The sequence below is a fragment of the Neptuniibacter sp. QD37_11 genome (assembly GCF_047778105.1).
Lineage (GTDB): Bacteria > Pseudomonadota > Gammaproteobacteria > Pseudomonadales > Balneatricaceae > Neptuniibacter.
The window spans coordinates 1,706,460-1,719,142 of sequence record NZ_CP180552.1; the positions used below are offsets into that span (position 1 = coordinate 1,706,460).

At 43.7% G+C, this 12,683-nt stretch carries 15 protein-coding genes; 14 read left to right on the top strand and 1 reads right to left on the bottom strand.

Annotation, left to right across the window (positions count from 1 at the left end; translation table 11 throughout):
- Window position 1: 1 nt before the first annotated feature.
- The 14 genes from plsX to ACMXYT_RS07865 all read left to right on the top strand — a co-directional run bounded on the left by plsX (window position 2) and on the right by ACMXYT_RS07865 (window position 11,880).
- A complete protein-coding gene (gene plsX / locus ACMXYT_RS07800; RefSeq protein ID WP_415901045.1) occupies window positions 2-1,018 on the top strand; it encodes a phosphate acyltransferase PlsX in 1,017 nt (338 codons plus the stop codon).
- Between the two features lie 96 nt (window positions 1,019-1,114).
- Window positions 1,115-2,047, top strand: a complete 933-nt coding sequence (fabD, locus tag ACMXYT_RS07805) for an ACP S-malonyltransferase (RefSeq protein WP_415901046.1) — start codon at window positions 1,115-1,117, stop codon at window positions 2,045-2,047.
- Between the two features lie 22 nt (window positions 2,048-2,069).
- The gene (gene fabG / locus ACMXYT_RS07810; protein ID WP_415891384.1) at window positions 2,070-2,813 is read left to right on the top strand and encodes a 3-oxoacyl-ACP reductase FabG; all 744 of its coding nucleotides are present in this window, start codon (window positions 2,070-2,072) and stop codon (window positions 2,811-2,813) included.
- A gap of 163 nt (window positions 2,814-2,976) precedes the next feature.
- Entirely contained in the window at window positions 2,977-3,210 is a 234-nt protein-coding gene (acpP, locus tag ACMXYT_RS07815) for an acyl carrier protein (protein ID WP_007019607.1), read from the top strand.
- Window positions 3,211-3,379: 169 nt separating this feature from the next.
- Window positions 3,380-4,618, top strand: coding sequence for a beta-ketoacyl-ACP synthase II (gene fabF / locus ACMXYT_RS07820; protein WP_415912160.1), 1,239 nt, complete (start codon window positions 3,380-3,382; stop codon window positions 4,616-4,618).
- Window positions 4,619-4,621: 3 nt separating this feature from the next.
- On the top strand, window positions 4,622-5,440 hold the full coding sequence (pabC, locus tag ACMXYT_RS07825; RefSeq protein ID WP_415912161.1) for an aminodeoxychorismate lyase: 819 nt from the start codon (window positions 4,622-4,624) through the stop codon (window positions 5,438-5,440).
- Window positions 5,437-6,462 (top strand): endolytic transglycosylase MltG, encoded by a 1,026-nt coding sequence (mltG, locus tag ACMXYT_RS07830; RefSeq protein WP_415912162.1) that lies wholly within the window; start codon window positions 5,437-5,439, stop codon window positions 6,460-6,462. Before pabC ends, mltG begins: the two co-directional genes overlap by 4 nt.
- Window positions 6,463-6,473: 11 nt before the next feature.
- Entirely contained in the window at window positions 6,474-7,118 is a 645-nt protein-coding gene (gene tmk / locus ACMXYT_RS07835; RefSeq protein ID WP_415901050.1) for a dTMP kinase, read from the top strand.
- Entirely contained in the window at window positions 7,111-8,109 is a 999-nt protein-coding gene (locus ACMXYT_RS07840; protein WP_415912163.1) for a DNA polymerase III subunit delta', read from the top strand. The genes tmk and ACMXYT_RS07840 overlap by 8 nt, the downstream gene beginning before the upstream one ends.
- A gap of 15 nt (window positions 8,110-8,124) precedes the next feature.
- The gene (locus tag ACMXYT_RS07845) at window positions 8,125-8,475 is read left to right on the top strand and encodes a PilZ domain-containing protein (protein ID WP_415891390.1); all 351 of its coding nucleotides are present in this window, start codon (window positions 8,125-8,127) and stop codon (window positions 8,473-8,475) included.
- Window positions 8,476-8,516: 41 nt separating this feature from the next.
- Complete coding sequence (locus ACMXYT_RS07850) at window positions 8,517-9,317, top strand: TatD family hydrolase (RefSeq protein WP_415912164.1); 801 nt, start codon at window positions 8,517-8,519, stop codon at window positions 9,315-9,317.
- A complete protein-coding gene (locus tag ACMXYT_RS07855) occupies window positions 9,295-10,194 on the top strand; it encodes a radical SAM protein (RefSeq protein ID WP_415912165.1) in 900 nt (299 codons plus the stop codon). The genes ACMXYT_RS07850 and ACMXYT_RS07855 overlap by 23 nt, the downstream gene beginning before the upstream one ends.
- A gap of 125 nt (window positions 10,195-10,319) precedes the next feature.
- Window positions 10,320-11,420 carry a malate dehydrogenase gene (locus ACMXYT_RS07860; protein WP_415901054.1) on the top strand — a complete coding sequence of 367 codons (1,101 nt, stop codon included), beginning with the start codon at window positions 10,320-10,322 and terminating at the stop codon, window positions 11,418-11,420.
- 55 nt (window positions 11,421-11,475) lie between these two features.
- A complete protein-coding gene (locus ACMXYT_RS07865) occupies window positions 11,476-11,880 on the top strand; it encodes a secondary thiamine-phosphate synthase enzyme YjbQ (RefSeq protein WP_415901055.1) in 405 nt (134 codons plus the stop codon).
- Window positions 11,881-11,954: 74 nt separating this feature from the next.
- Here the strand turns inward: ACMXYT_RS07865 and ACMXYT_RS07870 are convergent, their stop codons facing one another.
- Window positions 11,955-12,512, bottom strand: coding sequence for a chemotaxis protein CheW (locus ACMXYT_RS07870; RefSeq protein ID WP_415901056.1), 558 nt, complete (start codon window positions 12,510-12,512; stop codon window positions 11,955-11,957).
- Between the last annotated feature and the right edge of the window lie 171 nt (window positions 12,513-12,683).

The window sequence follows — 12,683 nt, forward strand, 5'->3', positions numbered from 1 at the left end:
CTTGTCAGATTACTACACCATTGCAGTTGATGTGATGGGCGGGGACTTCGGTCCCCGCGTTACTATTCCCGCCACACTCGATGCCCTAGCGCGTCATTCTCGTTTATCAGCAAAACTTATCGGTCACAGTGATGTTATTCAGCCCTTTCTTAATGGACTGAATTCAGATGTTGCCTGTCGTGTCGATGTTGTTCATGCGCCTGACACTATTTCTATGTCAGCTAAGCCATCTCAAACACTTCGTAATGGCCAAGAATCTTCAATGTACAAAGCTATTCAGCTTGTAGATGAAGGTGCGGCTCAAGCTTGTGTTAGTGCCGGTAATACGGGTGCCTTAATGGTGCTTGGTCGATATATTCTTAGAATGTTGCCTGGCGTAGATCGTCCTGCGATTATTTCGTCAGTGCCCACAGCTAAAGGGCATTGCTACCTTTTAGATTTAGGTGCGAATGTGGATTGCAGTGCGGAGCACTTGCTTCAGTTTGCGATTATGGGGTCGGTCATGACGGCCGCCGTCGATAATATTGAGAGCCCGCGCGTAGGGCTTTTGAATATTGGCCAGGAACAAGTTAAGGGCAATGAGCAAGTTAAGCTGGCATCGCGCTTGATTCAGGAGCAGGGTGGCTTGAACTATGTTGGTTATATAGAAGGCGATGATCTTTATGCCGGAAATGCTGATGTGGTTGTTTGTGATGGTTTTGTAGGCAATATCGCGCTGAAAAGTAGCGAGGGATTGGCGCGCTTAATCAATCAAAAAGTACAAGCGAGTTTTAAACAGGGGCTTTATAGAAAGTTTCTTGCGCTATTGGCTAAGCCGGTGCTTTCTGATTTGAAAAAGCAGATGGATCCATCGCGTCGTAACGGTGCGAGTTTGTTGGGTCTGCAAGGAATAGTTATTAAAAGCCACGGATCAGCTAATCAGCAGTGCTTTGGGTATGCGCTTGATCAAGCTGTGGCAGAGATAGAACAAGATATACCGCGTAAGATTTGCAGCGAAATAGAGGCAAGGCTTACCTAATACCCTTCACACAGTTTTAATTACCTATGAATGTTGTAAACTACGGCGATTGGCCTGATTCATAGGGCGTGTATTAATTGACGATTTGAGGACATCATGTCGCAAACTCTTGCTTTTGTATTTCCGGGGCAGGGCTCTCAACAAGTAGGGATGCTCTCGGAACTTGCTGAAACACATCCAGTTATTAAAAACACTTTCGCTGAAGCTTCTGAGGTTCTAGGTTACGACCTATGGGACTTGGTTCAGAATGGTCCAGAAGAAGATCTTAATCAAACCGATAAGACTCAGCCTGCGCTTCTAACTTCAGGTGTTGCGCTATGGCGTTTATGGCAGGAACAGAATGGTAATAAGCCAGCTGTTGTTGCAGGTCATAGTTTGGGTGAGTACACAGCGTTAGTTTGTGCTGGTGCAATCAGTTTTGCTGATGGTGTAAATCTAGTAAAACTGCGTGGCGAATTCATGCAGCAAGCCGTGCCTGCAGGTAGCGGTGCTATGGCAGCTATTCTAGGTCTGGCTGATGATGCTATCGAGAAAGCTTGTCAGGAAGCTGAGCAGGGTGAGGTGGTTTCTCCGGTAAACTACAACTGCCCAGGTCAGATTGTTATTGCAGGGGAAAAAGCTGCAGTTGATCGCGCGATCGAGAACTGTAAAGAAGCAGGTGCCAAGCGTGCTATTCCGCTTCCGGTAAGTGTTCCGTCACACTGTGCTCTAATGAAGCCTGCGGCTGAAAAGATGGCTGAAGAGCTATCTAAAATCGAAATCAACATGCCGGAAATTGATGTGGTGCAAAATGTAACTGCTTCGATTCCTGCTTCAGTTGAAGAATTAAAAGAAAATCTACTTGCTCAGTTATATAGTCCTGTACTTTGGACTAAAACAATCCAAGGTTTGGTTGAGCAAGGTTTGGAAAGCACTGTAGAGTGTGGTCCAGGCAAGGTGCTATCTGGTTTGAACAAAAAAGTTCATAAGCCTTTGAGTGTTGCAGCAATTAGTGATGCTGCGGGCCTTGAAAAAGCGTTAGGTCAATAATTGTAGCGCAGGGAATTTATAAATGAGTATTGAAGGTAAAATTGCGCTAGTTACTGGCGCTACTCGCGGTATCGGTAAAGCGATCGCTGAAGAGCTTGGTCGTCAAGGTGCTGTGGTTGTTGGTACAGCTACAAGCGAGAAGGGTGCAGAGGCAATTTCTGCTTACCTTGCTGAAGCAGGGGTTAAAGGTACGGGTCTAGTACTGGATGTTGCTGATAGCGCATCGGTTGAAGCTGTACTAAAAACTGTACAAGATGATTTTGGTACAGTTGAAGTACTGGTTAACAATGCAGGCATCACGCGCGACAATATTTTGATGCGCATGAAAGAGGATGAGTGGGATTCTGTATTGAATACGAACCTTAACTCAATCTACCGTCTTGTTAAGGGCTGTCTACGTGGCATGACTAAGGCTCGCTGGGGTCGTATCATTAGTGTAAGTTCTGTAGTGGCATCTATGGGTAACGCTGGTCAGGCAAACTATGCTGCAGCTAAGTCAGGCATGGAAGGTTTTACTCGTGCGCTAGCGCGTGAAGTAGGCTCACGCAACATTACAGTTAACTGTGTTGCGCCTGGTTTTATCGATACAGATATGACAAGTGGATTGGCAGACGAGCACAAAGATGCACTTAAATCTCAAATCCCAATGAACCGTTTGGGTCAACCGGAAGAAATTGCAGCTGTTGTTGGTTTTCTAGCCAGCCAAGGCGGCGGTTACGTGACTGGTGAGTCGATTCAAGTCAACGGTGGCATGTATATGGGTTAAATACCCATATAAGGAATTGTTTTTTTCTGCCAATTGTTGATAATGTGCCGTCAGGTAGAGAATGAATTTACAATCTTGGCTTGATAAAGCCGGGATGCTTTAATAAAATTTCTTACCGCATTTCGTACTTGAATGCGGTGTTAATAAGAAGATAGGAATAGATATGAGCAACATTGAAGAGCGCGTAAAAAAGATCATCGCAGAGCAGCTAGGTGTTAAAGAAGAAGAAGTTACTCAAGAAGCTTCTTTCGTCGAAGATCTTGGCGCAGACTCTCTGGACACAGTTGAGTTGGTAATGGCTCTGGAAGAAGAATTCGAAACTGAAATTCCAGACGAAGAAGCTGAAAAAATCACTACAGTTCAGCTTGCAATCGATTACATCAACGCACACCAGTAATCGTTCGCTACAAGCAAGAATTTCGAAAAGCCGCCTATCTCTGATAGAGCGGCTTTTCTTTTGCCTGTAAATTACAAGCGTTTAATGCTTTAAGCAGTTCGGTTAGAATTGGCGAATTGTTAATTACTGATTTATTTAGAACTTCCTTGTAGGAATATGGAGATCAAAGATGGCACGTAGACGTGTTGTGATTACCGGTATCGGTATGCTTACCCCAATTGGCAATACTGTCTCAGAAACATGGGATAATTTACTTGCGGGTAAGAGTGGCGCTCGTCCAATCACTCACTTTGATTCTTCTCCTTTTGCGACTCAGTTTTCGGCATCAGTACAAGACTTTGATGTTACTCAGTATATGAGTGCCAAAGAAGCCCGTAAGATGGATCTGTTCATCCAATACGGTATGGCTGCGGGTATGCAAGCTATTGAAGATGCGAAACTAGAAGTGACTGACCCTAATGCTCCGCGTATCGGTTGTGCAATAGGCTCAGGCATTGGTGGTTTACCGATGATCGAGAAAAACGTTGATATCCTAAATACAACAGGACCTAGACGTGTTTCACCATTCTTTGTGCCGGGCAGTATTATCAATATGATCGGTGGCAACCTAGCGATCAAATACGGTCTTAAGGGCCCTAATATTGCTATTACGACCGCTTGTACTACCGGTACGCACAATATTGGTCAGGCAATGCGAATGATCCAGTATGGCGATGCTGATGTAATGCTGGCTGGCGGCGCTGAAATGGCTACTACGCCATTAGGTATTGCCGGCTTCTCATCTGCACGAGCGTTATCAACGCGTAATGATTCTCCTGAAACTGCCAGTCGTCCATGGGATAAAGACCGCGATGGTTTTGTGCTTGGGGACGGTGCAGGTGTGCTTGTGCTTGAAGAATACGAACACGCTAAAGCGCGTGGTGCCAAAATTTACTGTGAATTAGCAGGCTTTGGTATGAGTGATGATGCGTATCACATGACAGCACCGCCAGAAGACGGTGCGGGTGCAGCCTTGGCTATGCAAAGCGCTATTAATGATGCTTCTGTAGCACCAGAAGAGATTCATTATATCAATGCTCATGGTACATCTACGCCAGCGGGTGATATTGCAGAGTCTAATGCGGCTAAATCTGTTTTAGGTGAGGCTGCTGATAACGTAAGAATGAGTTCGACTAAGTCTATGATCGGTCATTTGTTGGGTGCGGCGGGTGCTGTTGAGGCTATTTTCTGTGCTTTGGCGATCAGAGATCAAATTGCCCCGCCTACAATCAATTTAGATAACCCATCTGAAGGATGTGATCTAAATTACGTTCCTCATACTGCTCAACCTTGTGAGATAAAAGCGGCGCTTTCTAACTCATTTGGTTTTGGTGGAACCAACGGAACCTTGGTATTCCGTCAGATCTGATTTATGACTAAGTACTGGATTAATGGCGTTTTAGCTGATCAGGTATCTATAAATGACCGCGGTCTAAGTTACGGTGATGGTTTATTTGAAACAGTTGCTGTGATCGATGGTAAGCCACACTTGTTCGATCAACATTTAGGTCGTTTACAGATGGGTTTGGATCGTCTGCAATTCCCAGAAGGGACAATTGATGACGTAAAGAGCGACATTCAAGCCTTAAACCTTTCCGGCAATCAAACATTAAAGCTGACGGTGACTCGGGGTTTAGGTGAAAGAGGCTATAAGCTTCCTGCAACTTGTGCGCCTACACGAATCATCAGTCTTGCAGATTCTTCGTCCGATTTTACTCAGCAAAGAGAACAAGGTGTTGCTGTAAGGCTCTGCCAGCAGCGATTAGGTATTAATCCTGCATTGGCAGGGATTAAGCATCTAAATAGGCTAGAGCAGGTTCTAGCAAGATCTGAGTGGTCTGAACCAGATATAGCTGAAGGTTTTGTGTCGGATCTAGATGGGAATCTCGTTGAAGGCACCATGAGTAATCTTTTCTGGGTCCATGAAGGTATGCTCTATACACCGAAAATAGATCGAAGTGGTGTGAAAGGGGTTATGCGTGATCGCCTGATCGAGTTAGCTGATCAGTTATCTCTTGTGGTTGTCGAAGGGAATTACCCTGAATCAGTGCTTGATAGTGCAGAAGAAGTTTTTATATGTAACAGTCTGATCGGTATTTGGCCGGTTATAGCGATCGATGGCAAGCCTTTAAATATCGGCCCAATCACCAGAGATCTGCAGTTATTGCTATCTAAGGAAATGAGTTGTTGAAAAAAATATTAACTGTTTTATTTGTCCTTATTGTGTCGGGTGCGGCAGGGGCTTATTGGTTATGGAATGATTACAATGCTTTCCTTAATGCATCACTTCCCGTCAAAGAAAAAGCTCTTTTTGAAGTTAAAAAAGGCAGTAGTTTCAATAGGGTAGTTGCCGATCTTAAAGAAAGTTATGGTGAAGTTAATGGTCATTATTTCAAGATCTACGGCCGCCAATCTGGTCTGGCGCATAAGATTAAAGCCGGTGAATATGAGTTAAAAGCCGGTTTAACACCTGTTGAATTTTTAAAGGTGATCACATCTGGCGTATCTAAAAATTATCGCTTTACGATCATTGAAGGCAGTAATTTCAAAGAGATGATGCACGCGATTAGTGAGCATAAATACCTTAATGATGATGTTAGTCATTTAAGTAGAGAAGAACTTCTTAAACAGCTCGGTGTTTCTGAAAAACACCCAGAAGGTTTGTTCCTAGCGGAGACGTTTAGTATCGAGAAGAACGGTTCGGCACTTGCTGTATTAAAACGTTCTAACGCTATGATGCAAAAGATCTTAGCGGCTGAATGGAATAAGCGTGACAGCAAACTGCCATACAAGTCTCCCTATGAGGCTTTGATTATGGCTTCTATTGTTGAAAAGGAAACAGCGCGAGCAGATGAGCGTCCGATCATTTCTGGTGTGTTTGTCCGTCGATTGAATAAACGCATGCGCCTGCAAACTGACCCGACCGTTATTTACGGCATGGGTGATGAGTACAAAGGCAATATCCGCCGTAAAGATTTAAGAAAGCCTACGCCTTATAACACCTATGTAATACCGGCATTACCGCCTACACCTATTGCCATGGTAGGTAGAGAGGCCATTGAAGCCGCGCTTAATCCTGCGGACGGTAAAGCGCTTTATTTTGTTGCTAAAGGCGATGGCAGTCATTATTTTTCAGCGACTTTGAAAGAGCATAATAATGCGGTTAGACGCTACCAGCTTACACGTCGTAAAGATTATCGCTCTTCGCCATAGGATACAGAATTATGAATACGAGCGTTAAAGGTCGCTTTATCACTGTTGAGGGCACTGAAGGGGTTGGTAAATCAACAAATATTGAATATTTGTGCCAGCTGCTACGTGATCGTGAAATAGAAATTGTTCTTACCCGTGAGCCAGGCGGAACACCGTTAGCAGAAGAGTTACGTGAACTACTTCTATCGCCTCGTGATGAGCGAGTTAGTGAAGATACAGAATTGTTATTGATGTTTGCGGCACGTGCACAGCACATCGAAAATGTGATTCGTCCTGCACTTGAGCGTGGCGCTTGGGTTATAAGCGATCGATTTACAGATGCGACTTATGCTTACCAAGGTGGTGGAAGAGATGTCGACCTTGAGCATATTGCGATGCTAGAGCGAATTGTTCAGCATGGTCTTCATCCTGATATGACTTTGCTTTTGGATTTAGATGTAGAAATCGGCTTACAACGTGCTTCGCAAAGAAGTGAGCCTGATCGCTTTGAACAGGAAAAGTTAGATTTCTTCCATAAAGTTCGTAACATGTATCTATCCAGAGCTGAAGCTGAGCCTAATCGTTTTAGCGTAATTGATGCGTCTAAGAGTATTCCAGAAGTACAGGCTCAAATTTTAGGTGCTGTAAATACTTTTATGGGCTCTGAAAATGTCTGAACTGTTAAAGCCGTTTCCGTGGTTCGATGAGCGATTCGCTCATTTGGGCCAGCTACACGATCAAAACCGTTTACCGCATGCATTATTAATTCATGGTATGCCAGGTATTGGTAAAGCGGCTTTTGCTACAGCGTTTGCGCAATCTCTCCTATGTCAAAGCCCTGTGCAGGGCCGAGCATGCGGTCACTGTAAGTCATGTGACCTTAATGCCGCCGGTAGTCACCCCGATCTCTTTATTCTCTCTCCAGAAGAAGAGGGTAAGCAGTTAAAGGTTGATCAGGTTCGTGGGTTAGGGGAATTCATCTATAGCACTGCGCAGCAAGGTGGTTATCGTGCTGTGGTTGTGGATCCTGCTGATGCTATGAATGTCGCTTCTGCCAATGCGCTTTTGAAAATGTTAGAAGAGCCCGGCTCCGACACGATTATTTTGTTGGTTACCTCTAAAATGGGGCAGGTATTGCCGACCATTAAGAGCCGTTGCCAGCATATAGAATGCCATAATCCATCGGAAACTGATGCGATTAATTGGCTAATGGCAGCAGCTGATAATATTGATGCGGAGAAGGCTAAAAGCATACTGCATATTAATCGTGGAGCGCCTAAAGAGGCCCTATCTTATATAGAAAAAGGTCTAAATGAGCATCGAGCACAGCTAATTCGCGGACTTGCGGATATACTTAAACAAAGAAGAACGGCGCTTGAGGTTGCTCAATCTTGGCAAAAGCTTGATTTAGAGATGTTGCTAGGGTGGTTTTACAGTTTGTTGTCTGATGCTGCTCGTGGTTCGGTATGTCAAAGCCCTGAGTTATTAAGGCAGGATGATGCGCGTAATATGCTGAATGCGGTTGCTAAAAAAACCAACCCAGTTAAAATCTTTAAATTAGCGGATAAAGTACACGAAGAGCGCAGAGCAATAATGCTTAGGCAAAACCCGAATAAGCAGTTATTGTTAGAAAATATACTATTGGAATGGGCTGCGCTGCTCAATTAAGGATAAAGGTTCAATATGGTAGCTGTACCACGTTTAAGTCATGGCATTTTGTCTTTGAATATTCAGACAAAAGAAGAGCTATACGAGGCTTACTTACCGTACATCACTAATAGCGGATTATTTATACCTACTCTACGCTCTTATCATCTAGGCGAAGAGGTGTTTATGTTGCTTGAATTAATGGATGAGGGCGACAAAATACCGGTTACAGGGAAGGTAATTTGGGTTACCCCAAAAGGCGCACAAGGTGGTCGAACACCAGGTATTGGTATTCAACTCTCTGCTGATGATTCTACCCTTGTAAACAAAATAGAGACCTATCTGGCCGGTACATTAAATTCTGAGCGTAAAACTAACGCACTGTAGTTTTATTGTTGGTCTGTACCTTGCCCATCTAGATTATTTTTATGTTCATCGATTCTCACTGTCATTTGGACAGGTTAGACCTGTCTCCCTACGATAATAATTTTTCAGATATGCTTCAGGCAGCTTTTGACCGTAAGGTCGATGCGATGCTTTGTGTATCTATCGCAATGTCGCAATTTCCTTCAATGTATGAGCTGATAAAGCCGCATGAAAATGTGTTTGCTTCGGTAGGTATCCATCCATTATCTGCTTCTGAAGAGCAAGTGAGCGTTGAAGCGCTAATTGAACATGCCTCTCAGCCGAGAGTTATCGCTATTGGTGAAACTGGGTTAGATTATTACTATCAAACGGATACCAAAGAGGCTCAGCAGAAAAGTTTTGAGACTCATCTCGTTGCTGCAGGTGAGTTAAAGCTTCCTGTAATTGTTCATACGCGTGATGCTCGCCAAGATACACTGGATATGATTAAGGCTCATGGTAATCAGGAATCCGGTGGCGTGCTGCACTGTTTTACAGAAAGTTTAGATATGGCTAAAGCGGCCTTAGATATGAACTACTATATTTCATTCTCTGGCATCACAACGTTCCGCAATGCAAGTGAGTTGCGTGATGTTGTTAAAGAGATCCCTCTAGAGCGGATCCTTATCGAGACTGATGCGCCTTATCTAGCCCCGGTACCGCATCGAGGTAAGAAGAATGAGCCTAAGTATGTGGTTGAAGTGGCTCAGTGTATTGCGGATCTTAAGGGTGTTTCCATTGATGTAGTTGCTCAGCAAACTACTGATAATTTCTACCGACTTTTCAATAAGGCGGCTCGGAATGTTTCAATATCCTCCAATTAATTATATCGAGCCTGTTTTTAGGCCACCAAGTGAAGCTCATTCACTGATCCTGCAGGTAACGAATGGTTGTAGTTGGAATAAGTGCACCTACTGTGAAATGTATCGTGCACCACAAAAGAAATTCCGACCTAAATCTATTGCCGACATTACTGAAGAGGTCATTCGTTGTAGCGCTGCACTTGGTGCTGTTAGAAAGGTATTTCTTGCTGATGGCGACGCAATGGCTTTGTCATTTAAGCGCTTGAAAGAGATCTTACTGGTCATCCAAGAGCATCTGCCAAGCGTTTCTAGAGTTTCCGCATACTGCTTACCTCGTAATCTCCTAAATATCACCGTTGAAGAGTTATCTGAGTTACGTGAATTAGGCTTATCACTTCTGTACGTAGGTGCTGAGAGCGGTAATGACGAGATTCTTGAGAAGATAGAGAAGGGTGAAACCTTCGAGTCGACCAAGGATGCTCTGCTTAAGATTAAAGCGGCCGGTATCAAATCTTCCGTAATGATCATAAATGGTATGGGCGGATCAAGATACTCCCACCAGCATGCGATTGACTCTGCACGATTGGTCAATGCGGTTCAGCCAGATTACTTAGCGACCTTGGTGCTATTTTTTCATGAAGGTGAGGCTGAGTTTGTACAGTCATTTGGTGATGATTTTCAGTTCTGTAATCAACGTCAGTTGATCGAAGAGATGCAAACCTTTATTAGTCATCTTGATTTGGACAAGACTATTTTTAGGAGTGATCATGCCTCGAATTATCTTGTGCTCAAAGGGGTGTTGGGGCGTGATAAGGAGAAGCTGCTTACAATGATTGACGGTGCATTAAATTCAGAAAGCAGTGTGTTTCTCCGTTCTGAATCCAGTCGTGGCCTATAAAAATAGTTCTTCGGTTTATTTAGAAAGTTCATATTGAGTACTAGAGAAGTACTTACATAATTGCTTACAGTCTATATACTTTGGTATTAAATGATTTTATTGCCAATATTTAGGGGTAAAAAGCAATGAGACGTCCAGTTCGAGTAGCCGTAACCGGTGCCGCAGGTGCTATTAGCTACAGTTTGCTGTTTAAGATTGCTGCTGGTGAAATGATGGGTAAAGATCAGCCTGTGATTCTGCAGCTGATTGAACTACCGCAAGCGATGGATGCACTTCGTGGTGTCGCAATGGAATTGATGGATTGTGCATACCCGCTTCTTCATACCATCACCCTGCATGACAATGTAGAAGACGGTTTTAAAAATGCTCACTATGCATTGTTGGTAGGTGCTAAGCCACGTGGCCCAGGCATGGAACGTAGCGATCTACTTGAAGAAAACGCCGCTATCTTTGCTCGTCAGGGTAAAGCGCTAAATGATTTTGCGAACCGTGATGTAAAAGTACTTGTTACGGGTAACCCTGCAAACACTAATGCTCTTATCGCTAGCCGAAATGCGCCGGATTTAAGCCCGTCTCAGTTTACCTGCTTAACTCGTTTGGATCACAACCGCGCTAAAGGTATTCTAGCGAATCACTGTGGTGCTACTACGCGAGATATCGGCGGAATCATGATTTGGGGTAACCATTCTCCAACTCAATACCCAGATTTGCACCAGGCAACGATCCTAGGCAAGCCTGCAATGTCCCAGATTGACACTTCTTGGTACCGAGAAGAGTTCATCCCTAAAGTGCAGAAGCGTGGTGGTGAGATTATCGAAGCGCGTGGCTTATCGAGTGCAGCATCAGCAGCACAAGCGATCGTTGACCAGATGCGTGATTGGGTGCTTGGTACAGAGCCGGGTGAAATTATCAGTATGGGTATCTTAAGTGATGGTAGCTACGGTATCGCAAAAGGTATCTTCTATTCATTCCCAGTGCGCTGTAACTACGGTCGTTACCAAATCGTTCATGATATCGATGTAAACGATTTCAGCCGCCAACGTCTTACTGCAACAGAGCAAGAGTTGTTGGATGAAAAGCAGATCGTTGATCACTTGCTGCCTAAAGAAACAGAAGCTTCTCACCAGAATCTATCTATCTGCTTACGCTCCGGTGTAACTTTATATGCGGATAATGCAGGTCCAGAGGACGAAGACAGATTCATGACAACAAACAGAGTAATGTAGTTTTAACTATTATTAATCTGTTAAAGTGCCTCTTCATCTGAAGGGGCATTTTTTTATGGTAAAGCTACTTACAGTCAAAACAGGCCGCCAAGGGCTTTATGAATTCACACGTCAGTTACAGCAATTAGTGGATCAGAGTGGTGTAAATGAAGGTTTATGTACGTTGTTGATACAGCATACAAGTGCCAGCCTAATTATTCAGGAAAATGCCGATCCTAGTGCTAAACACGATTTAGAGAATTGGTTAAATCGTTTAGTGCCTGAACGTGATTCACTGTATACCCACACGCTAGAGGGCGATGATGATATGCCTGCCCACATAAAAAGTGTTCTGACGAGTCCCTATTTATCCATTCCTGTACTAAACGGTCAGTTGTGCTTAGGGACATGGCAGGGCGTATATTGCTGGGAGCATCGTCATTGCTCATCAAGAAGGCATATAGCTGTGCATATTGGTTAGATTGTCTTTTAAGCCTTGGTATATTTCAGTCAGAAAAAAAGCTGCAAATGCAGCTTTTTTCATGCTTGTTAAGCTTAGAATTCTTCGGCGGTCTCCATAGGAGTGACGCTTTGCAGCATTTTTAAGAGATCTAGTAAAATAATCAAAATGCTGTTGTAGTAGCAAACGCCTTGAACGAAGCGCTTTGTTGTCTCTTCGCCAGTAGCGTTAGGTGCGCGATCAATATCGTTCTGAGGTAGGTTGATTACCTCATCAACGCTATCTACAACCAAACCAACTACTTCTTGTTCATTGTATTCAACAACAATGATGCGCGTATCGTCATCAGGCTCGTGTGGGCTTAGACCAAACATCTGGCGTGTATCAATAACGGTAACAACATTACCACGCAGATTAATAATACCCAGAATAAAATAGTCAGAGCCTGGTACAGGGGTGATCTCGCTGTAACGAAGCACCTCTTTTACCTGAACTACATCAACACCATATAATTCATTATCAACTTTGAATGTAGCCCATTGATGATAAATAACTTCTTCTTGATTGCTGCGCTTAGTATCGCTGGCTTCTTGGTGTAATGATTGCTCAGCTTGTAATGCTTTAAGGTGTTCAGCTGCTGCTTCTAGACCCATAGTGTTCTACCTATCCTGTTTGCTACAACTTAGGACTCTTCAGGTAAAAAGAGTTCTTTTTATATATTTCGAGTATCCCACAGCTTTGAAAAGCTTGAAAGTGGGGAGATAGCGTTTTGTTACAGCATAGACTAGCAATGCTACGGTTTAAACCGTACAGATCAAAAAAAG